This window comes from Acidobacteriota bacterium, assembly GCA_040754075.1.
Lineage (GTDB): Bacteria > Acidobacteriota > Blastocatellia > UBA7656 > UBA7656 > JBFMDH01.
Genome location: JBFMDH010000017.1, coordinates 66177 through 90217, shown reverse-complemented (window position 1 = coordinate 90217; position 24041 = coordinate 66177). Strand labels below are relative to the sequence as shown.

The 24041-nt window shown below is 49.6% G+C and carries 20 protein-coding genes; 11 read left to right on the top strand and 9 right to left on the bottom strand.

The genetic code is table 11. From position 1 onward, the window contains the following. Positions 1–62: 62 nt before the first annotated feature. From AB1757_18420 to AB1757_18390, 7 genes are all read left to right on the top strand, one after another. Positions 63–1763: a GMC family oxidoreductase gene (locus AB1757_18420; GenBank protein MEW6129020.1), complete on the top strand. Its 1701-nt coding sequence runs from the start codon at positions 63–65 to the stop codon at positions 1761–1763. Between the two features lie 194 nt (positions 1764–1957). After that, a complete protein-coding gene (locus AB1757_18415) occupies positions 1958–3856 on the top strand; it encodes a hypothetical protein (GenBank protein MEW6129019.1) in 1899 nt (632 codons plus the stop codon). Between the two features lie 95 nt (positions 3857–3951). Continuing rightward, the gene (locus AB1757_18410; GenBank protein MEW6129018.1) at positions 3952–4329 is read left to right on the top strand and encodes a hypothetical protein; all 378 of its coding nucleotides are present in this window, start codon (positions 3952–3954) and stop codon (positions 4327–4329) included. Between the two features lie 91 nt (positions 4330–4420). Next, a complete protein-coding gene (locus AB1757_18405) occupies positions 4421–5515 on the top strand; it encodes an SRPBCC family protein (GenBank protein ID MEW6129017.1) in 1095 nt (364 codons plus the stop codon). A gap of 169 nt (positions 5516–5684) precedes the next feature. Then, a complete protein-coding gene (locus AB1757_18400) occupies positions 5685–8189 on the top strand; it encodes a PAS domain S-box protein (protein ID MEW6129016.1) in 2505 nt (834 codons plus the stop codon). A gap of 221 nt (positions 8190–8410) precedes the next feature. Next, a complete protein-coding gene (locus tag AB1757_18395) occupies positions 8411–8902 on the top strand; it encodes an NfeD family protein (protein ID MEW6129015.1) in 492 nt (163 codons plus the stop codon). Positions 8903–8906: 4 nt separating this feature from the next. Further along, complete coding sequence (locus AB1757_18390; GenBank protein ID MEW6129014.1) at positions 8907–9968, top strand: SPFH domain-containing protein; 1062 nt, start codon at positions 8907–8909, stop codon at positions 9966–9968. A 27-nt stretch (positions 9969–9995) separates the two neighbouring features. Here the strand turns inward: AB1757_18390 and AB1757_18385 are convergent, their stop codons facing one another. The 3 genes from AB1757_18385 to AB1757_18375 form a co-directional block, all read right to left on the bottom strand. Then, complete coding sequence (locus tag AB1757_18385) at positions 9996–10670, bottom strand: SEC-C domain-containing protein (protein ID MEW6129013.1); 675 nt, start codon at positions 10668–10670, stop codon at positions 9996–9998. Next, positions 10645–11181 (bottom strand): exosortase H, encoded by a 537-nt coding sequence (gene xrtH / locus AB1757_18380; GenBank protein ID MEW6129012.1) that lies wholly within the window; start codon positions 11179–11181, stop codon positions 10645–10647. Before xrtH ends, AB1757_18385 begins: the two co-directional genes overlap by 26 nt. A 95-nt stretch (positions 11182–11276) precedes the next feature. Next, entirely contained in the window at positions 11277–12089 is an 813-nt protein-coding gene (locus AB1757_18375) for a CHRD domain-containing protein (GenBank protein ID MEW6129011.1), read from the bottom strand. A gap of 224 nt (positions 12090–12313) precedes the next feature. Here AB1757_18375 and rfbB point away from each other — a divergent pair, with 224 nt between their 5' ends. From rfbB to AB1757_18360, 3 genes are all read left to right on the top strand, one after another. After that, the gene (gene rfbB / locus AB1757_18370) at positions 12314–13318 is read left to right on the top strand and encodes a dTDP-glucose 4,6-dehydratase (GenBank protein MEW6129010.1); all 1005 of its coding nucleotides are present in this window, start codon (positions 12314–12316) and stop codon (positions 13316–13318) included. Between the two features lie 128 nt (positions 13319–13446). Continuing rightward, positions 13447–14331, top strand: coding sequence for a dTDP-4-dehydrorhamnose reductase (gene rfbD, locus AB1757_18365; GenBank protein MEW6129009.1), 885 nt, complete (start codon positions 13447–13449; stop codon positions 14329–14331). Positions 14332–14363: 32 nt separating this feature from the next. Beyond that, entirely contained in the window at positions 14364–15062 is a 699-nt protein-coding gene (locus AB1757_18360; protein MEW6129008.1) for a CPBP family intramembrane glutamic endopeptidase, read from the top strand. On the opposite strand, the gene AB1757_18355 is transcribed toward AB1757_18360, so the two are convergent. Next, positions 15033–15731 carry a haloacid dehalogenase type II gene (locus AB1757_18355; GenBank protein ID MEW6129007.1) on the bottom strand — a complete coding sequence of 233 codons (699 nt, stop codon included), beginning with the start codon at positions 15729–15731 and terminating at the stop codon, positions 15033–15035. The genes AB1757_18360 and AB1757_18355 overlap by 30 nt on opposite strands. A gap of 103 nt (positions 15732–15834) precedes the next feature. Here AB1757_18355 and AB1757_18350 point away from each other — a divergent pair, with 103 nt between their 5' ends. Beyond that, a complete protein-coding gene (locus tag AB1757_18350; GenBank protein ID MEW6129006.1) occupies positions 15835–16377 on the top strand; it encodes an SRPBCC family protein in 543 nt (180 codons plus the stop codon). Positions 16378–16601: 224 nt separating this feature from the next. On the opposite strand, the gene malQ is transcribed toward AB1757_18350, so the two are convergent. From malQ to AB1757_18325, 5 genes are all read right to left on the bottom strand, one after another. Continuing rightward, positions 16602–18113, bottom strand: a complete 1512-nt coding sequence (gene malQ, locus AB1757_18345) for a 4-alpha-glucanotransferase (protein MEW6129005.1) — start codon at positions 18111–18113, stop codon at positions 16602–16604. Between the two features lie 233 nt (positions 18114–18346). Then, positions 18347–19513: a sugar ABC transporter permease gene (locus tag AB1757_18340; protein ID MEW6129004.1), complete on the bottom strand. Its 1167-nt coding sequence runs from the start codon at positions 19511–19513 to the stop codon at positions 18347–18349. 243 nt (positions 19514–19756) lie between these two features. After that, the gene (locus AB1757_18335) at positions 19757–21262 is read right to left on the bottom strand and encodes a xylose ABC transporter ATP-binding protein (GenBank protein MEW6129003.1); all 1506 of its coding nucleotides are present in this window, start codon (positions 21260–21262) and stop codon (positions 19757–19759) included. A gap of 119 nt (positions 21263–21381) precedes the next feature. Beyond that, the gene (gene xylF, locus AB1757_18330; protein MEW6129002.1) at positions 21382–22419 is read right to left on the bottom strand and encodes a D-xylose ABC transporter substrate-binding protein; all 1038 of its coding nucleotides are present in this window, start codon (positions 22417–22419) and stop codon (positions 21382–21384) included. Between the two features lie 92 nt (positions 22420–22511). Further along, entirely contained in the window at positions 22512–23297 is a 786-nt protein-coding gene (locus AB1757_18325; protein MEW6129001.1) for an SGNH/GDSL hydrolase family protein, read from the bottom strand. Positions 23298–24041 lie beyond the last annotated feature (744 nt).

The following is a 24041-nucleotide window of genomic DNA, read 5'->3' as shown; positions in this document are numbered from 1 at the left end:
GCACAAAAGGTTATCCACGGTTCCGCGCGCAAAATTTAAAAATCATTAGGGAGAGGTATGTAATGGCGAAGCAAGTTGTCTATGACGCGATTGTTGTCGGTTCGGGCGCGACCGGCGGGTGGGCTGCCAAAGAACTTTGCGAAGCGGGAATGCGCGTCATTGTTTTGGAAGCCGGGCGCAAGGTTGACCCGATGAAAGAATATACCGAACACAAATGGCCTTACGAAGTGAAGTATCGGGGAACCATCAATCAACAACAACTCTACAAACGTCAGCCGGTGCAATCGAAATGTTACGCTTGTAATGAATATGGTCATCAGTTCTTCGTTGATGATGTTGATAACCCTTACACGACAGCCGAAGGCAAACCCTTTGATTGGATTCGCGGTCGCCAAATCGGCGGGCGTACCTTGATGTGGGGACGACAATCTTACCGCTTGAGCGATTATGAATTTAAAGCGGCGAGCCGCGACGGGTACGGCGAAGATTGGCCGATCGCTTATGCAGACCTCGCGCCTTATTACGATAAAGTTGACCTCTTCGTTGGCATCAGCGGCAACTCTGAAGGACTCGAACAACTCCCCGATGGAAAATTTCTGCCGCCGATGAAATTTACCTGCGGCGAATGGTTGTTGAAAAACGCCGTTGAACGGCGTTGGAAAGACCGTCGCGTCACCATCGGACGTTCGGCAATCCTCACGCAAAATCACAATGGTCGCGCCGTCTGTCACTGGTGCGGACATTGCGAACGCGGCTGCACCACCTATTCTTATTTCAGCAGTCCGGGTTCGACCTTGCCCGCTGCCGCCAAAACCGGACGCCTGACCATGAGACCAAATGCAGTCGCCAGCCACCTCATCATGGACGCCAACACCGGCAAGGCAAAAGGCGTCGCCTTCGTTGACCGTCTCACCAAAAAAGCTCAAGAGGTTTACGGCAAAGTCGTTGTACTATGCGCCTCGACATTGGAATCAACCCGCCTGATGTTAAACAGCGCCACCCGCCAACATTCAAATGGCGTCGGCAATTCATCCGGCGTGCTCGGTCAATATCTCTTTGACCACACCTATTCGATTTGGGTGGGCGGGGTGATTCCGCAATTGACCAAATCGCGCTACAACTTCGATGACGGGCGCAACAACGGCATCTACATTCCGAAATTCCGCAACGTCGGCAGTGACAAACAACAAAAATACCTTCGCGGTTACGGCATTCAAGGCAGTTCGCAACGCGGCATGTTGCCGACCAACATGGCAAGGATTGCCGGTTTCGGTTCGACCTTTAAGAAGATGGTGCGCGAAGCCGAAGACCCCGCGCCATTCGGTATGGCAGCATTTGGTGAGATGTTGGCGCGCAAAGAAAATCGCATCACCATCAACAACGATAAAAAAGACGCCTGGGGAATTCCGGTGGCGCACATCGAATGCCAGCATTCCGATAATGAACGCGAGATGGCAAAAGAGGCGCTCGAAACCTTGAAAGAGATGGCAACCGAAGCCAAGTTTGAAATTCTCTATACCAACGGGCGGCTGGCTCCTCCGGGCTTGGCGATTCACGAACTCGGCACCGCGCGCATGGGCAATGACCCGAAAACTTCCGTGTTAAATAAATTCAACCAGTGTTGGGACGTGAAAAATTTATTTGTCACCGATGGCGCGTGCTTTGTCTCATCGGGTTGTCAAAATCCGACGCTCACGATGATGGCGCTCACCGCCCGCGCTTGCGATTACATCGTCAGCGAATCAAAACGCGGCAATTTGTAAATTGCGATTGAGAAGATGCTTTCATTTTGTGAGGCGTTCTGATGAACGCCTCTTTTGTTTTTGAGCGAGCTTCGGGTAAACTTTGAGCGCCCTACGTTCAAACGGCTGGCGCGACCTGGTGAAACGGCATTGGGTTTAGCTTGCTCAAAGGCTCGCGCTGCATCATCAAATCAAACCATCGTCGGAGGTTTGTTATGCGACCTTCCTTCAGCAAACGGTTATTGCATTTTGCTTTTGCTTCGGTTTTGCTCATTCAAACCACGGCTTTCAAAATCTCAGCGCAAAATGACGAGCAGCCTGCCAAATGCGATGAATCGCGCGCCTTTTGGTTGATTGACCAGCAACTCGATGAAGCGAAAAAAATTGAAGCAGTGAATAAAAAAATCGCTGTGATGATTCGCGCTGCCGATTTGCTCTGGAAAGCCAGAGAAGCGCAGGCGCGAAAAGTTTTCGCCGAAGCTTTTGACCTTGCCGAACAACATTTCAAAGACAAAGGCGACGAGTCGATTCGTGATGGCAGAAGTTTAACCCTGCTTCCAGACCAACGATTCGTCGTCATGCAGGCGATTGCCCGACGTGATGGCGCGTGGGCGAAACAACTTGCCGTGCGCGTCGCCGAAGAGACCCGCAAGCAGGCTGAAGCCGCAGCCAGCGAAGCCAAATCCCGCAACAGTTATCAACAAAAATTTGAAGACAAGCTTTTGCAAATGGCAATCGACACGGCAAAAAGTGACCCGCAAACCGCTGCCACGTTTGTTCGCAATACCTTCAGCTATCCGCTGACATCATCCATCGGGCCGGCGCTTTATGCCATCCTTGAGGTCAATCAACCGCTGGCAGACCAGCTTTATCAAGACGCCGTTAGAAATTATGCCAACGCGCCGATCAATGAATTTCTGTTTTTAACTGCCTATCCATTCTTACGCGACCGCAACATCGGCACAGAAATCTATATGAATGGTTTTGGCAAACCTAAAAGCGAAACGGCGAATCCGGCAATGCAGCAACTCTTTATTGAAAGCTTGCTCGCGCGCGCCGAAGCAACCCTCAGATTGCCTGAACAACCGATAAGCGGGGCGTATAAATTGCCTGAAGTTTCGCAATTGATTTTTGCTTTAGACCATCTCGAAGGCATTGCCGCCGAGTATCAACCCGCTTATGTCAATCGCATCATTGAACTGAAAAGTTTTCTCAACGGCGCGCTCACACCCGAAATGCGGCAAGCGTTAGGGCAGGTGCAAAATCAACACAAAGACATCGCTTTGCGGATGCAACCAAACAGCGATGCTTTTACGAAATATTCTGAAAAGGCAGAGCGCGAAGCCGACCCCGACAAACGTGAAATGGCAATGGCATTTGCTGTGTTGAACGCCTCCAATGACATCAGCCTCGATACAATCATCAGTCTGATTCGCAAAATTGATGATGAAAAATTGCGTCAGCAATTGTTCGCCTTCACCTATTTCAAACGCAGCCAAAAAGCCGTAAAAGACGGCGATTTTTTTCTAGCTTCGCAACTGGCAAAAAACGTCGAGCAGTTGGATTTGCGGGCTTATCTCTCGTATGAAATCGCTGCCGCCGCGCTGAAAAAAGCCGAGGAGAAGCCCCGCGCCAGAGATGCGCTTGATGAGGTTTTAACGCTTGCCTACAAAGCGCCGAACACCAACGAAAAAGCGCGAACCCTGCTCGGCGTGGTGTTTCTTTACGTCAAGATTGAACCCTTGCGCGCCTTTGAAGTGATGACCGAAGCGGTTAAGACCATCAACAGTCTCGACAATCCGAATTTCTCAACCGCTTATGTGCAACAAAAAATCGAAGGCAAACAATTCAGTTCCTATTACGGTTATGGCGTTGAAGGTTTCGATTTGGAAAAAGTCTTTCGCCTGCTTGCGCCGCTCGATTTTGACGGCGGGCTTTACCGGGCGCGCAGTCTTGATGACCGTTCGCAACGCGCGCTAGGCATTCTCGCGCTTGCCGCCGTATGTCTTGAGGAAGTAGAAAAAAGCAAAAAGCAACAAGAGAATTTAAAGAAAAAATCCGAACCTGCGGAAAAGCCGATTTCCAAAAAAACGAAAACGGCGCGCGCGACTTAGACTTTTGCGATGAAGTTTGTATAATCACGGACGGAACCCAATTAAATATTTTCGACCCTCACTCTAGTGGAATCAAAAATTGAAAGGAGCAGGCAATGAGAAAAACACTAATCTATCTAGCGATAGTAATGCTAATGATCGGCACATCCATCGCCGTCGCAGCGAGAACGAGCGACAACGAGGTCACCATTAAAGGTGAAGTTGTTGATCAACCTTGTTACGATGGCAAAAACGGCGCGCGCGGTGAAGGACACAAAGCCTGTGCACTGTCATGCGCCAAACGTGGCAATCAACTGGCAATCGTTGATGAAAAGAATATTGTCTATTCGATAACCGGCGATTACAGCGCCAACAAGAATGAAAAGCTCATTCCGTTTGTCGCTGAAATGGTCGAGGTCAAAGGCGTAGTTACGGAAAAGGATGGCAAGAAATCTATTGCTGTAACTTCGATTAAAAAAGTGGAAACCAAATAGCCTAACGCATCACGCAAAGTTTAATTGGAAGGGGCGAGACACTCTCGCCCCTTCTTTTTTACAAGCTGCCTGACCGCGTATAATCAACTGAATGATGAACCCATTGGATTTTACGATTGATGAAAATTTGGCGACAGCCAAAACGCTTCCCGCAAGCGTCTATTTCGGCGAAGAAATTTTAGCCCTCGAAAAACAGCGAATTTTTAATCGCACCTGGCAACTGGTCGGACGCCTGGAGCAATTACCCGACGCCGGGAGTTTTTTCACAACCGAGATTGCGGGTGAGCCGCTCGTTTTAGTGCGCGGCAAGGATGAAAAAATACGCGGCTTTTTCAATGTCTGTCGCCATCGCGCGGGACCTGTGGCAAACGGCACGGGTTGCCGAAAAGCCTTTCAGTGCGCCTATCACGGCTGGGCTTATGCCCTTGATGGCAGCTTGCTCAGCACGCCTTATTTTGAAGGCGTTGAACATTTCAACAAAACGGAATATGGGCTGGTGCCGGTTGGTGTCGAGGTTTGGGAGCAATTCATTTTTGTGAGTCTCGATGAAACGAGTCCTCCGTTTGGAGAATTTTTTGCTGACCTTTCCGAGCGCATCCGTCCTTTCAATATTGCAAACATGCAATTTGTCGAGCGCCGCGATTACCTGATTGATTGTAACTGGAAAGTCTATGTTGATAACTATCTCGAAGGCTATCATCTGCCGATGGTGCATCCGGGATTAATGCAGGAACTGGATTTTGCCAATTATCATACGCGAACCTTTCGTTATCATTCTTTGCAGGATGCGCCGATTCGTAAAACCTCTGCCGATGATAGAACTCGCCGTTATGAGAGCGACGGCAAAACCGATGCCCTCTATTTCTGGGTCTTTCCCAATCTCATGGTCAATCTCAATCCCGAAACCCTTTCGACCAATTTGATTATTCCGCTCAGCCCGGAAAAAACCCTGACGATTTTTGAATGGTTTGCACACGACAGTCATTCATTAGAAAGTCAGCAGAGAATGTTGGGCACGGTTCATTTCAGCGATGAAATTCAGCAGGAAGATATTGAAATCTGTGAAGCTGTGCAGCGCGGATTGCGGTCTATCTCTTATACGCAAGGACGGTTTTCCAAACGCTTTGAAAATGGCGTCCATCATTTTCATCGGCTGTGGCAGGAATTCTGTTTGCGAAACGGCTGAAGGCTGTCGAGTACGCGGGAAAAACCTTCATCAAAGCGGTCGAAAGCGGTAGAATGCAGTGGCGCGAAAATGTTTACATTGATTCTTTTGCACTTAAACGTTCAATCATCCCCTCAAAATTTCGCTTCTCTCAAGCTGTATTCAGGAAGCGATTGCCGGAAGAGCAGCTATGATGTTTACCTATCTCAAACGGTTTCTTGCCCCTCCTGTTTTTGAAGCGAATGAGGAAAAGACCCGCCTTGCAGCCTTGTTGCACACCATTGTGCTGGCGGGCTTCACGATAGCCACTTTCTACTTAATTGCCCTGCCGCTGCTGTTGCCCGGAGAGTCAATGCTGTGGACTTTGGTGCGCTACCCGCCCTTTCTCATTAGTTGGGTGTTGTTGCGCAAAGGTTATGTGCGCGCCGCCTGCGCTTTTTTTGTAACGGCTGCGTGGGCAAGTCAAGTCTTCGTATGGGCGAACACCGCAGGTCCTCACCCCCCTAGTGTGGCTGGGGTTGTCGTGTTGGTATTGATTGCCGGCTTGTTGCTCGGCAGTCGTGCCGCGTTTCTCTTCGCGGCTTTGAGCCTGGCAGCCAACGTTGTCATCCGCTATGGCGTCGCGCGCGGGGTCTTGCCTAGCCAATCCTCTACCTATACGCCAAAGGAAATTCTTCTCGATCAAGCCATCTGGTCTATTCTTGCGGCTCTCCTGTTGCATCTGGCGATGTCAAGCGTCAACCGCGCGCTCAACCGCGCGCGCGCCGAGTTGACCGAACGAAAACGCGCCGAGGAAGCGTTGCGCTCCTCAGAAGCCAAATTTGCAAAAGCGTTCAATGCCAGCCCGCTCTCGATGACGATAGGCATCGAAGGGCGTATCATCGATGCCAATGATACCTTTCTAAAGAATAGCGGCTACAGTCGCGAAGAGGTCATCGGTCACACCACGGTAGAATTGAATATCTACGAAAAGCCCGAAGACCGATTCAAGATTATGCGGTTGCTCAAGGAAGAGGGAGCGATTCACAACCTTGAGATTAATTTTCGTGTCAAAAGCGGCGAGTTACGCACCCATCTGCTGTCTGCGGAAATCATCGAGTTAGATGGACAGCAAGGCGTGTTGATGGTAGCCAACGATGTGACCGAGCGCAAACAAGTTGAAGAAGCCCTGCGCGCCTCCGAAGAGCGGTTTTCACAGGCTTTTAATGCCAGCCCCTTGCCTATGGCAATCACTCAGGAACATCTGGTACTGGATGTCAATAATAGCTTCCTGAATCTCACGGATTACAAGCGTGAAGAGGTCGTCAACCACCAAATTTCAGAGATCAATATGTTCGCCAACATTGAAGATTTCGCCCTGGCAGAAAAGATGCTTCGAGAGCAGAAGCCTGTACGCAATCAGGAAGTCAATATACGAACGAAACATGGCGAGGTTCGCGCCCTGCTGTACTCTGCCGAAGTAATCAAGTTCGGTGAACAACTGTGCCTTTTAGGAGCAGGGATTGACATTACAGAACGCAAAGAATTAGAAGCCCAACTGCGCCAGTCGCAGAAACTGCAAGCCGTCGGGCAATTGGCAGGAGGCATTGCCCATGATTTTAATAATGTTCTCACGATTATCATCGGCACCAGCGAACTGCTGCTGCGCCCGAGTTATTCGCCAGCTGAACCCGTTCGTCAGAAAGTGGAAATCATCAAGGATTCGGCGATGCGGGCGGCGAAATTAACCCAGCAACTTCTGGCGTTCAGTCGCCAACAGGTGCTGGAAGTTGAGTTGCTCAACCTGAATGTCGTGGTCGATGACATCTTGGCTCTGCTCGAACCCTTGATAGGCGAGGATATTCATTTACAAACAAATTTAGATTCCGGGTTAAAAGCCGTAAAAGCCGACCGCGGACAACTTGAACAGGTGATGTTGAACCTTGCCACCAACGCCCGTGATGCCATGCCGCGCGGCGGCAACCTGATTATTGAAACGTCGAATATCTATCTTGATGAAACTTATGCCAAACAACACATCGAAGTTACCTCCGGCGGGTATGTCATGCTTGCCATTAGTGATACCGGAATAGGAATGGATGCCGAAACCCTCAATCACATCTTTGAGCCGTTTTTCACCACCAAACCGCGCGGCAAAGGAACCGGGCTGGGAATGGCGATGGTGCATGGCATCGTCAAGCAAAGCGGCGGACATATTACTATTTATAGTGAACCGTGGCGCGGAACAACCATAAAAATTTACTTGCCACAGGCTGATGCTGTTGACGAAGAATATATCCCGGAACACCGGCACATCGAATCGCTGAAAGGAGTTGAAACCATTTTAGTGGTTGAAGACGAAAGCGCCATCCGTCAGGTGATGTGCGAAATATTGGGGAAGTATGGCTATGTCGTACTCGAAGCCAACAGTGAACAGTGCCTTGAGATGAGCGAATCTTATGCAAATGAGATTCAATTGCTGGTGACCGATGTGGTGATGCCGAAAATGAACGGACGGGAACTCGCTGACCAGCTTTTAATCAAACGACCAAACTTAAAGGTGCTCTATATGTCAGGCTATACCGATGATGTGATTGTCTATCATGGCATTTTGAAACCCCACATTGCTTTCTTGCAGAAACCTTTCACCACGCAAGCGCTTTTGGAAAAGGTGCGCCTGGCACTGACTGCAACAAGTCCCAGCTTGCCGAATTAAATTTGGTTTTCTACGAAAGCCCTGGCTTGCAGTCAGCTAAAGGCAGGCAAGACCGAAACGGGCAGCAAGTTTGGGTTTGCGAAAAGGCGCACTGGTAATTCTTCGTGGTTTTGTGTCTTGACACTTTTCCTTGAAGCCATCCTTCAATACAATTGGCGCATATTAAATTGTCGTTCTTGAGGCGTGGTCAGTAGCACAGTAAACTTTCGTCAGGAGCAAGTATGGATAAGCTCTGGTACATCTGGTTCATCCTGGCGGCATTATTCGCCGTCGCCGAAATTTTCACATCGGGGTTTGTGTTACTCTGGTTTGGCGTTGGCGCGTTGGTTGCCGGACTGCTTGCGCTCGCCGGTATCGCCGGGCTTCCTCTACAGATTGTTGTTTTCTTAATCGTATCGATTTTATTAACCATTGCTTCACGCACCATATTCGAGCGTTTCATTCTTAAAAGTTCGCCGGGTCGTGAACTCAAAACCGGCGTTGAAGCGTTGCCGGGTTTGATCGGGGTGGTTGTCGAAGATTCCGCCGGGTCGACGCGAGAAGGCGCGGTGCGCGTTTCGGGTTCGACGTGGCGGGCTTTTTCGCTTGATGAAGAACCGCTGAATAATGGCGAAAAGGTGATTATTGAACGTGTCGAAGGCGCCTCGGTTTACGTCAGGCACTATGATGCCGTGCCGTCCTGGCGCGCACCAAAAAGTTTAAAAGGAGATTGAAAATATGGAAGCCGGATTAATTGTTCTCGGAGCCATCGCATTCGCCGTTTTTATCACCCTGTTGAAATCTTTTCGTGTGGTCGGGCAAGCCTCAGTTTTAATTATCGAACGCCTCGGGCGATTTCATAAACTGGCAACCAGCGGACTCAATATCATTCTGCCGTTTATTGACAAACCCCGTGCCGTGTATTGGTCAGGACAAAAGCCCGGTTTTGCAACCCTCGATTTACGCGAACAATTGCTCGACTTTCCGCCGCAACCGGTCATCACCCGCGACAATGTCACGGTGGCAATTGATTCGGTGCTCTATTATCAAATCACCGACCCGATTAAAGCGGTGTATGAAGTCGCCGACCTCACGGGTTCAATCATGCAACTCACCATCACCTCGATGCGCGCCATCATCGGTGAACTCGACCTCGACCATACCTTCACTTCGCGTGATTTGATTAACAGTAAACTGCGCGCCGTGCTTGATGAAGCGACAGACAAATGGGGCGTGAAGGTTACGCGCGTCGAAATTCGCAACATTCATCCGCCTGAAGATGTGCGGGTGACGATGGAAAAACAGATGACCGCCGAACGCACACGCCGCGCATTGATTTTACAAGCCGATGGTGAAAAACAGGCGGCGATTGCTCGCGCCGAAGGTGATAAACAATCGGCTATCACCCGCGCCGAAGGTGAAAAAACCTCTGCGATTTTGCGCGCCGAAGGTGCTGCGCAAGCCCGCTTGCGTTCTGCGGAAGCCGAAGCGCAGGCTATTCAACAAATCGCCGAATCGATTTCGCAGGGCAATCCGGCTTACTACCTGCTGATGCAACGCTATATTGAATCGCTGACGCAGATGGCTTCAAGTCAAAACTCGAAAGTAGTCTTTATGCCGGTGGAAACCTCTTCGGTGCTTTCATCGGTTGGCGCTTTCAAAGAGGTATTCGGCGATTTAACCGGCAGCGCCGAAAATAAAGCGACGGCAAAAGAAAAACCGAAAGGGCAACTGCCTGCTTCGCCTTCGTCTGTGCAGATGATGCCGATGCCTTCGCCGGAAGAGTTGAACCGACGTTAAGGGTGAGCGTGAATCGGGGCGAATAAATTAACTCCGACCACAACAGCGTTTATATTTTCTGCCGCTGCCACAGGGACAAGGCGCATTGCGAGCCACGGTGATTTTATGCGCCTCAACCTGAGCTTTGATTTTCTCTTTGAAAAAGCCGAGCATCACAAGTCCCAACCAGATGAGTACCGCAACCACCGGTTGCGAAAATGAATAGCCATGAAACGCCAGATTGAAAAAGCCCGATGGATTACGGCTTTGCACGAAATTCGCCTGCGCGATTTTATCTTCCAACTCTAGCCCGGTTATTTTAGCTGATAACATCACTGCCAGGGTGGTGAGTAAAAACATGATGAAAACGCCTAGCCCCAGCGCCGGCAATTTCACGCGCCAGGAATCCGCGCTCGTGACCAGTATGAGTGCAATGAGCATCGGCAAGCCGTAATTGACGGTATCGACTCGCATCATTGATGAATGCGAGGCTCCGCCATAGCCGCTCTCAGGCGTCGCCATTACCGTCATCTTGATTTCTCTGCCTTGCGGTTGAATGGTGGTTCGTGAATCGAATATCCGATAAGCGACATTTGCCAGCGTGCCGCTGAGGTTTGCAGTCGCGCCCAGGCTATACCACCACAGAGGCAGTAACAGCACATATAATCCGAGTGCCGCCAACAAACGCCACAGCCATTTATGCTGTCCGGTAGCGACTGGCAATGCGTTCGAGCCAGAAGATGAGAATGGCGGTTGAGAGGATGATAACCACGGTTTGAGCGACATAGATGTGAATCTCTTCAACGACGGATGGGAAATGCATGCCCGCATAATAGAGCGCAATCAGGCGCAACACATTGATGACTTGAATCAACGGAATGCCGATTGCCAGCCCAATCATTCGCGCTTGCCACGATGTCGGAAAGGCGAGAACCCCGGCTAAAAACAGACAAGCCGCTTCGATGCCATCGCAGCCCATCGCAATGTTAAGCGAAAAATTTTGCGCTTGAATCGTCGTGCCATCGGTGGTTGCGCCTGCGCCAAACAGATTGACCATCGCCGCTACGGCTTTTGCAAGCAGCGCCGTGTAGGGTTTTATGAGCGAACTACGTACCCCTTCGGCGATGCCAAAAACAAAATAGCTGATGGCAAAGATGGCTGCAAACAGTGACAGAAAGCGCAAGGCTTTTTGATTGGCTGCAAAAAAATGTTTGGCTGATTCAACAACTGGCATGACGTTAAAATCAGTAGCCTGACCATAAGGTAACGCAGGACTGAAACGCTTCACCTTAGCGGTGGGCTACTGATTCTCCTTTGTGAAAACTTCGATTAATTCCGCCGGGCGCGGGCGATGAACAAATGAACAATGTACGAGAGCACGATGCCTGAAGCCAACGCGCCGAATACATCAACAAGGTTGGCGCGCATCGCAATGAGCAGCAATGCGATGAGGGCTTCAACATTGAGCGCGACTTTGATGAACAATTGCCAGTTGATAGCCTTCACCGGCGCAACCGCCATCGCGCTACTCTCATTTGCCAGGAAAGCGTTGTTGCGTCCGACCAGAAAAAAGGTTGAAGCGGCAATGAAGAGCAAGGTCATTAAAATAGCGCCCCACTCGGATAAGGTCGGCGCATTGAGCGCAGGGGTGGTTGATTGCGAACGAACCAGTTGCCCGCGCACGACGCCGCCCGGATTCAAGGCTGAATGAACGTTGAAATAAAAGCCCGCAGGATTTGCCAGAATGCGATCTCTCACATCGGTTGGCACAGGCAAATTGGCGCGTGTGAAACTGACGCTGCCATTGACCGGAGGGAGTGGGGCTGAGGGACTCAATCCTGAATCAACTCGTATGGGACCATTCACTCCGGCGGCGGCTTCGTGAATGTGCGCAAGGATGACAGCCGTGGTCAATCCTTCCACACTGGCATCGAATCGCGCAGTATTTGCGGTGGTATCCAAAGTAACCGTAACACTGCCGAAAGCATTCCGTTCGGCATTACCTACCGGCGGCACTTCGTTACTGGCAAGCAACTGCGCGGTAAAAACCACAATGTCGGCTCTGGCGGGTTCGGTCATCAATGACGCGACTGAAAAAACCGTCAAAGCCATCAGAATAATTGATGCGAAAGATTTTTTCATTTTGCCTCCTCGGTTGTTATTACCTTTTCAGGCGAAAAGTGAGTGAATGGAAATGATTATTGTCGCTACTTGATTAGAGCCGCTTTGACGTTATGAACTTTGTGAGGACGTGGACTATAACATAAGCACCAAGCCCCTTCAATGCGAGTATGCTTTGCGTTCATCGGTTGATAAAAGCAAATGGCGATGGCTACAATTCGACCTTTCCATAAGAAAGGACAGTTATGAAATTATTCATTACCGGTGGCGCGGGATTTATCGGCTCCAATTTTATTCGCAATATTTTAAACAAATACCCTGACTATAAAATCGTCAACTTTGACAAACTGACTTACGCGGGCAACCTCGAAAACTTAAACGATGTTGCCGGGGCTTCACGCTACACATTTGTGCGCGGCGATATTTGCGACCGTGCAGCCGTCGATGCAGCAATAAGCGGAGCGGATGTGATCATCAATTTTGCCGCTGAATCTCATGTTGACCGTTCCATCGAAGGCGCAGCCGAATTCATCAATACCAACGTCTTAGGCACGCAGGTTTTGCTTGATGCGGCTCGCGCGCATCACCTTTCCCGCTTCGTGCAAATCTCCACAGACGAAGTGATGGGGTCTTGCAACGAAGATGAATTTTTTGTGGAAACTTCACCGCTACAACCCAACAGTCCGTATGCCGCATCGAAAGCCGCTGCCGAACATCTGGTTCGCGCCGCGTCGGTCACGTTCGGATTGGACACCGTGATTACCCGCGCTTCAAACAACTATGGACCTTATCAGTTTCCCGAAAAACTCATTCCATTGATGATTGCCAATGCCCTCGAAGACAAATCCTTGCCGGTGTACGGCGATGGTCTCAATGTGCGCGACTGGCTTTATGTTGATGACCATTGCAGCGCCATTGACCAGGTTTTACACAAAGGGCGAACCGGCGAAATCTATAACATCGGTTCACGCGCCGAAAAAACCAACCTCGAAGTCGTTCGCGCCTTGCTGGATTTACTCGGTAAACCGCATTCCTTGATTACCTATGTCAAAGACCGCCCCGGTCACGACCGCCGTTACGCGACCGACCCGGCTAAATTGGAAACCGAATGCGATTGGCATCCACAAGAATCATTTGAAAGCGGTATGGAAAAAACCGTGCGCTGGTATCAGGAAAACCAAGCTTGGGTTAAGCGGGCGCAGTCAGGCGAATACGCCGAGTATTACGAACGCATGTACGGTGGCAGATAGAAGAGCGGAAATTAACAGGGATGGACAGAATATGCAGGATAATTTTCTATCCCTCAAAACATCCTGTTTACCCTGCCACTCTCTATTTAAATTTTTGACCGAATGCGTCAATGGCTGTTGAAGAATTCATGACAAGCAAAACAAATTTCGATGAAAAGAAAACCGCCATCGTGACCGGCGCGGGAGGATTGCTTGGAGGTTGTATGACCGAGCAACTGGCGAAGTCAAATTGGCGCGTCATTGCATTGACCCACGCCGACCTCGACATTACCGATGAAACGAACGTGCGGCGAATTATCGAACAGGAAAAACCTGATGTGGTCATTAATTGCGCTGCAACAACCGATGTTGACCGCTGTGAACGCGACATCGAATGGGCATTTGCGGTTAATCAAAAGGGACCACGATATTTAGCGCGCGCTTGTCGCGATGTTCATGCCGAATTCGTTCACATCAGCACCGATTATGTTTTCGACGGTACAAAACCCGGCTTTTACACGCAGGAAGACTCGCCCAATCCCTTGAGTGTTTACGGCAAATCGAAACTCGCAGGCGAACAGGCGGTAAGTCAGGAGTTGCCGGAATCGTTGATCATTCGCACCTCGTGGGTGTTTGGAGTCGGCGGAAAGAATTTCGGCAGCAAGCTTTTCGATTACGCCAGGGCAGGAGCGAAATTAAAAGGCGTTCAAGATCAAACCTCGATTGCCACGTATGCGCCTGATCTCGCCGCCCGCATCGAAGAGTTGATGGCGCTCCGTCACCACGGGCTTTATCACGTCACCAACACCGGCGCGATGAGTTGGCTTGAGTTTGCGCGGCTGGCATTTGAACTGGCGGGAATGCGCGATTTTGCGATTGAACCCTGCACGCGCGCCGATTTAAATCAACTTGCGCTGCGCCCTCACAATTCCGCCATGCGTTGTCTGCTTTCCGAATCCTTAGGCTTAAAACCGCTGCGTTCCTGGCAAGCGGCGCTTAAAGATTTTGTGCGCAATTATTTTCATCAACCTTAAGTTTTAATTCACGCCCTCAAATTTAAAACCAGATGAACAACCTAAAAAGAATTCGCTTGATTGAACTGCTGCTGGTTTCTTTTGTAGCTTTTGGACAATCCATTTTCTACTCGGCAGTTCTTTTCTTTGCCGGGGAAGACAACTATACAGAGGAACGTATCAATGTCCGATTTATTTTAGGGGTCATATCGGAACTTTCTGCGATAGCGATTCTGGTGTATGTACTTTTCAGGCAAGGCAGAAAGTTAAAAGATTTAGGACTAACTTTCTCATGGAAAGATTTACCATTTTCGGTCTTGCTCTTTTTGGGAGCCTTCGTCGTATCAATTCTATTTCAGTTTGCTATTTCTGTGACCTACCATCTGGTTACCGGAAAAACATTAAATACGGCTGCTCAAAATCTGGAGGTTTTTAAAACCAGCTCTTCATTCTTTTATTTTCTTTATGTTTTAGTGAATCCTTTCTACGAAGAAATTATCGCGCGAGCTTTTGTAATGACAGAGGTAAAAGAACTCTTCGGCAAAACCTATCTGGCAATTGCTTCAAGCGTGATTTTGCAAACCTCCTATCATCTCTATCAAGGCGTGAGTTCAGCCCTTATTTTATTCTCTCTTTTTTTAGCTTTTTCTTTGTATTACTCAAAAACCAGAAATATCACACCTATCATACTCGCACATTTCTATTTTGACTTGATGGCTTTCCTATTTTATTCCACAAATTCGAGCCAATGATTGCAAATCCGTCACTTCCCAATCGGGCTGTGCGGCGGCGGCTTTGGTTGCGCCCGCGCCCGCTTTTCCGTGTCTGCGATTGACCCAGACGTTAGCAATGCCTAATTGTTTTGCCGGAATGATGTCATGAAAAATGCTCTGTGCAACATGCAGAATTTTCTCTTTGGGTTTGGCGATGCGCTCAATCGCTTGCAGAAAATTGTTGTGTGAAGGTTTGTAAGATTTAACCTGCTCGGCAGTAATCACCCAGTCGAATTTCACGTTGAGCCGTTCATTTGAAAAGGCGAACAAATCATCATCAATATTCGAGATAATGGCGAGTTGATATTTTTTCTTTAAGCTTTGCAAAGCCTTAACCGTATCGGCAAACGGCAACCAGTGTTTAATCGAAGTTGAAAATTCGTCGAGTTCACTTTCACTCGGCGCAAAATCGAATTCCTTGCCAAGCCGTCGCAAGACATTTTTCAAAACCGCTTTATAATTTTGGTATTCGCCGCTTTCTTCTGCGGCTTCAAATTCGCCATAAAGCGCGAGCAACTGCTCATCATCGGCTTGGATTTGATGCGCGGCGAATATCGGGTTCAATGCGCCGAGCAAGCCGTTTTCCCAGTCAATCAAGGTTCCGTAACAGTCAAAGGTTAAAACTTCAAAGGCTTCAAAATTCAGCATCGAAAAATCTCCAAAACAAATTTGTAAATTGCAATCTGAAAGCTTGGTTTGCTTCGTAGTTGATTGTCAAATTGTTTACAATCGCGCGAGGAAAGGAAAAGCGATGGCATCAAACGATTATCAATTCATCACCCATTGGCGTGTGCGAGGGACGATTAACGAAGTCGCAGACATTTTGCGAAAAGCCGAAGACTTGCCGCGCTGGTGGCCCTCGGTGTATCTCGATGTAAAAATTCTGGAGCCGGGTGATGCGGAAGGCGTCGGCAAAGTCGTCGACCTTTATACCAAAGGCTGGTTGCCTTACACCTTGCGCTGGCAATTTCGCGTCACCGAATCCCATTATCCGCATGGCTTTGCTCTCGAAGCGTGGGGCGATTTCATTGGCTTAGGCGTTTGGACTTTCAAACAGGACGGCGAGTTTGCGGTCGTCACTTATGATTGGCGAATTCGCGCCGAAAAACCTTTGCTTCGGAGCTTATCGTTTTTGCTCAAGCCGTTCTTTGCGGCAAATCACAAATGGGCAATGGAACGCGGCGAACAGAGTTTGAAATTAGAACTTGCCCGGCTTCACGCAAAAACTCCCGAAGAAGCGGCGCGTATTCCTGCGCCCCCGCTTGCTACCTTTACACCGGCGCGACGAAACTAACGCGAAGTTGTATTCCATCGTTTAATTCTCGCGTGGATGAAGCGCGAAAAAAGAGTACGGAACAAACGGAAATAACCAAACAGATGGAAGCTTTTGAAATGCCACGAAGCAAATGGAAACATTGCAAATGCAACCTAACAGACGAAAGCTTTGCAAATGCGTTTTGAATTTTCCGTTTGTTCCGTTATTTCCGTTTGTTCCGTACTCTGGTTTTTATCTTTAGATTACCCGCGCCCGTAAATTTCGGTCATCTCGCGCAGTCGCTCACTCACTTCCTTGGTCATCATCTCGGCACGCACGCGCCAGTTCCAGTTGCCTTTTTCAGTCGCCGGTAAATTCATTCGCGCGCCGGTATTGAGTCCCAAGACATCCTGCATTTGAAGGATGGCAATATCGGCAACCGACGCGAGCGCCGCGCGAATGAAATCCCAGTGAATCGCTTCGCCAGTGGAATTCAAATATTTCAAACAGAAATTCAATTCGCGCCGCGAATGCGGGTTTTCACTTTGCAGTTTTTCCTGATACCAGCCGACAACCGTGTCGTTGTCATGGGTGCCGGTGTAAACCACAGCATTGCGCGGATAATGATGCGGCAAATAGGTATTGCGGGCATCGCCGCCCAGTCCAAATTGCAAAATCTTCATGCCGGGAAACTGGAAATCATCCCGCAGGGCTTCGACTTCCGGGGTAATCACCCCCAAATCTTCGGCAACGATGGGCAATTCGCGAAAATTCGCTTTGAAGGCTTGAAACACTTCACGACCGGGCACCTCGACCCATTTGCCATGCTTGGCGGTGCGGTCTCCGGCGGGCACTTCCCACGCCGAAATAAAGCCTCTGAAATGGTCTATGCGCACCAAATCAACCATCTGCAAGGTCGCGCCCATGCGTTCAATCCACCACTCAAATTCGCTTGCGCGCATCCCCTCCCAACGGTAAATCGGATTGCCCCACAATTGTCCGTCTTCGCTGAAATAATCGGGCGGCACGCCTGCGACCACGGTCGGGCTGCCGTCTTCATTCAATTTGAATAATTCAGGATGCGCCCAGACATCGGATGAATTGTGGGCTACGAAAATCGGCATATCGCCAAACAGTTTGACGTGTTGTTGTTTCGCATAAGCTTTAAGCTGAAACCATTGTTTGAAGAACAGGTATTGATAAAATTTTTGTGCTTCGATTTCTTCGGCAAGTTCCAGCCTGGCTTGAGCCATCGCTTCAGGTTCCCGCGTTGCCAACTTGCGCGACCAGGTGTTCCATGCGGCATCGTCATGGGCTTTCAGCAAAGCGCGAAACAAGGCGTAGTCATCAAGCCAGGTTTCGGCAAAATCGCAGAAGTAAGAAAAATCCCCGTGATGTTTATCGCTGGGTGAATTTTTATAATTGCGATACGCCTGAGCGAGAATGCGATTTTTGAATTCAACCACCGCGCCAAAATCCACACGGTCAGGGTCGCCGGTTGGCGCATCCTGTAAATCCGCAGGCGACAATAACTCGTCTTCAACTAAAAGCTCAGGACTAATCATATTGGTATTGCCTGCGAACGCTGAATAACTTTGATAAGGCGAATCGCCGTAGCCTGTCGGTGTGAGCGGCAGAATTTGCCAGATGGTTTGTTTGCTTGCCGCCAGAAAATCAATGAAACGATAGGCTTGTGGTCCCAGGTCGCCAACGCCGAATTCGCCGGGAAGCGAAGTAATGTGCAGCAGAATGCCGCTTGCTCTTTGAAGCTTCATCTTTACCTTTGTTTATGAAAATTTTTTCAAGGCACAATTGTTGAGAATTCATCCGCCGGTCAGAGACCACCGCTCAACAAGTTTATGAAAATTTGCACCGCAAAATACGCCAAAATAAAAAGGCAGATGGGAGATATTAAAGGTTAGCTTGAAAGTTTTCTACTGCCAGCCAACATTTAATATTTCCCATCCGCTTGCTTGGCGTGATTTGCGTCCTGGCGGTTGATTGATTTTTAACTGCGCTTGCGACCAATCATATCGAGACCGACAGCGGCAACTAAAATCACGCCTTTGACGATGTCCTGTGTGAAGTCTTCAAAGTTTTTCAGCGACATGCCGTTATCGAGGCTCGCCATAAAAATTGCGCCTAAAATTGCGCCGAATACGGTGCCGCGTCCGCCCATCAAACTCGTTCCGCCGATAACGCAAGCCGCGATGGCATCGAGTTCAAGAAGGCGTCCGGCATCGGGCGCGGCGCTGCCGACCCGCGCGGTGTAGATGATGCCGCCGAGTCCCGCCAGCGCCCCCATGATTGAAAAGACCGCAAGCAAATGGTGCTTGATATTGATGCCCGAAAGCCGCGCCGCTTCGGGGTTGCCGCCTATCGCATAGAGGTATCGCCCGAACGTGGTGTTTTGCGTGATGAATGCGCCAAGCAAAGCGACGACCACGAGAATCATCACCGGCACCGGCACCCCCGCATACTTGTTTAAGGCGTAAACGAAACCGACCGCAAGCGCCGCAGGCAAAAGAATCTGCACCGCGAGTTTCGCCGCACTCTGTTCCAGCCCGTAACGTTTTTGTGATTGATGACGCCGCAGAGCAAAGAAGATAATCGCCAGCACCGCCGCGCCCGCAAGCGCGAGTCCGACGGGTTTCATCAAGTAGCATTGGCCGATTTGTTTGAACTGTTCGAGACTCACAGGGATGGTGTTGCCTTTGCTGATGCCTTTAATCACGCCGCGCCAGGCGAGCAACCCTCCGAGGGTGACGATGAATGCCGGGATGTTTCCGTAAGCGACCAAGAGTCCATGAATGAAACCAATCACCAACCCCGTGCCGATGCCGATTAACAGCGAGGTAACGAATCCGTAATTGCCCCAGGTCTGAGCAATCGCCGCAAGCCCTCCGGCAAGCCCTGCGACCGAACCGATGGACAAATCAATATGTCCCGGCAAAATCACCATCAACATGCCGACCGCCAAGACGCCGGTGATAGTCGCCTGTCGCATGAGATTAGAGAAATTGCGGGCTTCTAAAAAAACGCCATTGGTTGTATAGGCAAAAATTATCCAGATGATGATAAGCGCAAAGACCATCGTGTAAGTGCGCCAGTCAACATTGCCGAGGATTTCACTTAAACCGCTTTTCTTTTCGAGTGCTTGTGTTGATTCGCTCATAGTTTGCTCTGTTTGCTGTTTATTTAACGACTGCTTCAAGTGATAGTGAGTATTTGTCTGTTCTGCGGCTCTGCCGCTTTGATGTGCGGTGAGGCTCAGCCTCACCGTCAACTATTGTCTGATGCTTGTCGCGGCTACGCCGCCAATTTAAGGCACCGCCTCAAAACCAGCTACAGGAGCCGATTTCGGGAAGTCACAGGCTTCCCGCACATCAAAGCGGCAGAGCCGCTATAAATTTTTAAATTAAAATGCGCCGGTCGCGCGCGCCATCACGTTTTCCGGAGTCGCTTCGGCGCGGGTGAATTCGCCTGCCACGCGACCTTCGCGTAAAACGATGACGCGGTCGGAAAGTCCTAAAACTTCCGGCAACTCCGATGACACCATGACAATCGCCAGCCCCGTTCGCGCCAGCGCATCAATCTGCGTGTAGATTTCCTGCTTTGCGCCAATATCAATGCCGCGCGTCGGTTCATCCAAAAATAGAACTCGCGGATTGTTCAGCAACCATTTCGCCAGCACGACCTTTTGCTGATTGCCGCCCGAAAGCGTTCCGACAATGGTAAACACCGAGTTGGCTTTTACCCGCAAATCTTTCATCGCCTGATTTCCCGCAGCAATCTCTCTATCCAGGTTGGTCACAAACCGACCCGAAAGCGTTTCAAGCCCGGCAAGCGTCATGTTTTTTAAAATCGTCTGTTCCAGCACCAACCCGTAACGCTTGCGGTCTTCGGTCACAAAGCCGATGCCATTTTTTATCGCATCGGCAGGCGTGGCGATTTTCAAGCGCTTGCCTTGGACGAAAACTTCGCCGCTGGCGCGACCACTGTGCGCGCCGAAAATACTCATCAACAGTTCGCTGCGCCCCGCGCCCATCAGTCCCGCTATACCTAACACTTCGCCGCGTTTTACCGTGAAACTCACATCATCAACAATTTTTTTGCGCGTCTGTAAATCTTCAACCGTCAAGTTGCGCACCTCAAACACCACATCGCTTGGGGTGCGGGTATCGGGCGGAAAAATTTGATTGACTTCACGCCCGACCATTTTGGCAATCACCTGCGCTTCGTTAGTCTCTGGAGTTTTTACCGTATCAATGGTTTTGCCATCGCGCAGCACGGTGATGCGGTCACTGATGCGAAAGACTTCTTCGAGTTTGTGCGAAATATAAATCATGCCGACGCCGCGTTCGCGCAGCTTGTTCAAAATGTTGATGAGGGTTTCGACTTCCGTATCGGTAAGCGCGGCGGTCGGTTCATCAAGCACGAGAATGCGCGCATCCTGCCCTAAAGCTTTGGCAATTTCGACCAACTGTTGTTGTCCGATGCCGAGCTGTCCGACGGGCGTTTGCGGATTGATATTGAGATGCAGCCGATCAAGCAATTCCGCCGATTTTTGATACAACTCGTGCCATTGAATGACGCCGAATTTGCGCGGTTCGCGCCCCAGAAAAATATTTTCACCGACGGTCATTTCCGGCACCAGCGATAATTCCTGAAAGATGATGGCAACCCCTGCGGCTTCGGAATCGCGTATGCCGCTGAAGCGTTTCACTTCGCCATCAATTAAAATTTCGCCGCCGTGTTCGCTCGCCGGATAGACGCCGCTCAGCACCTTCATCAGCGTCGATTTGCCTGCGCCGTTTTCACCGACGAGCGCATGAATCTCGCCTGCCTGTAAATCAAAGGTCACCCCATCAAGGGCGCGAACCCCCGGAAAGGTCTTGGTAATCTCGCGCATTTCTAAAAGCATAGATTTGTACTTTGTGCTTTGTACTTTGTGCTTTGTATTCCCTGTGTAGGGCTTTGCTCTTCGTCTTAATATTCAACAAGTAACCTAAAAACGAAGTACAAAGCACAAAGTACAAAGCACTATTTCTTATAAATTTCTTCGCGTTTTTGATAGCCATCGGCAATCACCGTGCTATCAAGGTTCGATTTATCAACAATGATAGGTTCGAGCAAAATCGACGGCACATCGATTTTGCCGTTATTGACCAAGCCGTTGGTATCGAGAGTTTCGCGACGCGCAAGGGCGACGGCGGCTTCGGCAGCGCGCACTGCAAGTTTGGCAATCGGTTTATAAACCGTCATCGATTGTGTACCGGCAACGATGCGTTGCAATGCCGCAAGTTCGGCGTCCTGCCCTGATACCAGAACTTTTCCGGTGAGGCGTTGTTCCTGCAAAGCCTGAATCGCGCCGCCCGCCGTGCCGTCATTTGAAGCGACCACCGCAACGACATTGTTGTTGGCTTGGGTTAAGGCGTTTTCCGTGTGTTTCAGGGCTTCGTTGGGTTGCCAATCCCTTGCCCACTGGTCGGTGACGATTTTAACGTCGCCGCGCGCAATTGCCGGGTTGAGAATATTCATTTGCCCTTCGCGAAACAGTTTCGCGTTATTGTCGGTTGGCGCGCCGCCAATCAAAATATAATTTCCCCTGGGGGCGCGGTCTAAAAGATATTTCGCCTGCAACTCGCCGACTTTGATGTTGTCAAACGACACATATAAATCGGGCTGCGATTCTTTCACCAACCGGTCATAGCTGAGAACCGGAACGCCTTGCGCTTTTGCCGAATTGACCGCTGCGCCCGAAACTTCTGCGTTATGCGGCACGATGACCAACACATCGATGCCCTGAGTGAGCAGATTTTCGACCTGTTTGTTTTGCACATCATCGTTGCTGTCGGCGGAAAGATAGATCACTTCAGCGCCGAGTTCTTTGGCGCGCGCGACAAATAAATCGCGGTCGTGTTGCCAGCGTTCTTCTTTGAGCGTATCAAATGAAAGCCCGATGCGGATGGGACCTTCTTTTTTGATAATCCCTTGTTCCTGCGGTCCGCAAACACAAGCGGTGAAAAAAACGACGATGAGCGCAATGATTAACAATTTGGTTTTGAGAGCCACATTCATAGATGACAATCCCTTCAACTCGCGAATGAAGATTGATACTGATTTTTACTAAAACGATTTAGAGCTAAGAATTTCGCACAAATCATTTCACATTATCGTTTTTTCTTCAATGCCTCGGCGATGGCTTTTTCGGCAAGCGGTGCCATCACGGCATAACCTCTGGCATCGGCATGGAGTCCATCATAGGTGAGGTCTTCTTTTAAAAAGCCTTTATCATCGACCATCGCCGAATAGTAATCGAGGTAAACGACATCATTTTTTATGCAGAATTGTTTGAGCCATTCATTGAGGGCGCGAATCTTTTCGGGCGGGCGACGCGCGGTCTGCAAAAGCGGTTTTCCCTCTTTATTTTTTTTGTAATCGCAAACCGGCAACAGCGAGGCGAGCACCACGCGAATGCCATTGGCGCGGGCAATCTCGGTCATCGAAGTGAAATTGTCCTGAATCATCTCTGATGTTGAAGGTCCGGTATTACCGGCAATGTCATTCGTGCCGGCAAGGATGACCACCACTTTCGCTTTGAGCGCCACGACATCCTGACGAAATCGCAAAAGCATTTGCGGCGTCGTTTGCCCACCGATGCCGCGATTGACATAAGGCTTGCCGGGAAAGAAACCGCCAAAGCCTTCGTTATCCCAGAGGTCGGTAATCGAATCGCCCATAAACACCACGCGGTTTTCGTTTTTGGCGGGCGGCGCGAGTTTGGCGTTCGCCTCCTGAAAACGCTTGAGCATCGCCCAGTCCTTGGTCATCGTGTCGTAAAGCGACGCTTTGTATTTCAGATAATCGAGGTCTTGCTGTTCCTGAGCAAAAGCCGAACCGGTGAATACCAAAAGAAACCAAACAACGGTTGGAAAAAACACAAACCTTTTTTTCATAGCACCCTCAAGCAATCTACAACACAGCGCGACGATTTAATCAGAAGACCAGGTTTCTGTCTAATGATTGAACCCTCGCGGTTTTTGAATTTTAAAATTTGGGTTGTCGTAATACTGCTGAGATTTGTCGGATTTCAATCGCGCACATTTTACTCTAAGACCGGTAATGAGGAAACCTCAGTTCTAGATGGATTGCGTACAGACTCGTATGCAATCCACACAAAAAGTTCAGGAGGCATACAGAACCCCCGATAATCAACGTCTTTTTTACTTACAACAAATGTCGGCAATAAAATATTTTTTCAATGAGGGCAGCCTGATTAAAAAATTCACCTGATGTCTGGTCAATTCCCAATGCCGGTGTTGATTTGCTGATAAAGGGGACGGAAACCCCAAGTGAAAATCCGGCAATTGCCATCATCAGGTGGTTTAGAACTCAATCTGGGGTTCATTCATTTTAGCTTTACCTTTAGGCGTTTGCTGTGCGTCTTCATTTTGCGCTTCTTGCAAAAGCGAATTGATTCGGAAAACGATTTATTGTCCGCAACAAGGCAGAGGCACACGATAAAAGCGAGCAAATTATTCAATTTTTCCCGGCAAAATTGCGCCTGCGCCGGATAAAACCGGCTATGGGCATAGAAGTTGCGACTGGTTGGGTTGTCGTTTGACTGGCTCTCCAAAGATCGACGCAACGACTAAGAAGAATAAAAACAGAAGGACGAGCAAGGATGTGTAAGGCAGTAT

Bases quoted from the DNA above. Each gene is read 5' to 3' on its own strand.
- AB1757_18325 (MEW6129001.1), bottom strand. From the start codon at position 23,297: ATGAAAAAAAGGTTTGTGTTTTTTCCAACCGTTGTTTGGTTTCTTTTG.
- xylF (MEW6129002.1), bottom strand. From the start codon at position 22,419: ATGAATGTGGCTCTCAAAACCAAATTGTTAATCATTGCGCTCATCGTC.
- rfbB (MEW6129010.1), top strand. From the start codon at position 12,314: ATGAAATTATTCATTACCGGTGGCGCGGGATTTATCGGCTCCAATTTT.
- AB1757_18335 (MEW6129003.1), bottom strand. From the start codon at position 21,262: ATGCTTTTAGAAATGCGCGAGATTACCAAGACCTTTCCGGGGGTTCGC.
- AB1757_18360 (MEW6129008.1), top strand. From the start codon at position 14,364: ATGAACAACCTAAAAAGAATTCGCTTGATTGAACTGCTGCTGGTTTCT.
- AB1757_18415 (MEW6129019.1), top strand. From the start codon at position 1,958: ATGCGACCTTCCTTCAGCAAACGGTTATTGCATTTTGCTTTTGCTTCG.
- malQ (MEW6129005.1), bottom strand. From the start codon at position 18,113: ATGAAGCTTCAAAGAGCAAGCGGCATTCTGCTGCACATTACTTCGCTT.
- AB1757_18405 (MEW6129017.1), top strand. From the start codon at position 4,421: ATGATGAACCCATTGGATTTTACGATTGATGAAAATTTGGCGACAGCC.
- AB1757_18410 (MEW6129018.1), top strand. From the start codon at position 3,952: ATGAGAAAAACACTAATCTATCTAGCGATAGTAATGCTAATGATCGGC.
- rfbD (MEW6129009.1), top strand. From the start codon at position 13,447: ATGACAAGCAAAACAAATTTCGATGAAAAGAAAACCGCCATCGTGACC.
- AB1757_18355 (MEW6129007.1), bottom strand. From the start codon at position 15,731: ATGCTGAATTTTGAAGCCTTTGAAGTTTTAACCTTTGACTGTTACGGA.
- AB1757_18390 (MEW6129014.1), top strand. From the start codon at position 8,907: ATGGAAGCCGGATTAATTGTTCTCGGAGCCATCGCATTCGCCGTTTTT.
- AB1757_18375 (MEW6129011.1), bottom strand. From the start codon at position 12,089: ATGAAAAAATCTTTCGCATCAATTATTCTGATGGCTTTGACGGTTTTT.
- AB1757_18350 (MEW6129006.1), top strand. From the start codon at position 15,835: ATGGCATCAAACGATTATCAATTCATCACCCATTGGCGTGTGCGAGGG.
- AB1757_18400 (MEW6129016.1), top strand. From the start codon at position 5,685: ATGATGTTTACCTATCTCAAACGGTTTCTTGCCCCTCCTGTTTTTGAA.
- AB1757_18420 (MEW6129020.1), top strand. From the start codon at position 63: ATGGCGAAGCAAGTTGTCTATGACGCGATTGTTGTCGGTTCGGGCGCG.
- AB1757_18395 (MEW6129015.1), top strand. From the start codon at position 8,411: ATGGATAAGCTCTGGTACATCTGGTTCATCCTGGCGGCATTATTCGCC.
- AB1757_18340 (MEW6129004.1), bottom strand. From the start codon at position 19,513: ATGAGCGAATCAACACAAGCACTCGAAAAGAAAAGCGGTTTAAGTGAA.
- xrtH (MEW6129012.1), bottom strand. From the start codon at position 11,181: ATGCCAGTTGTTGAATCAGCCAAACATTTTTTTGCAGCCAATCAAAAA.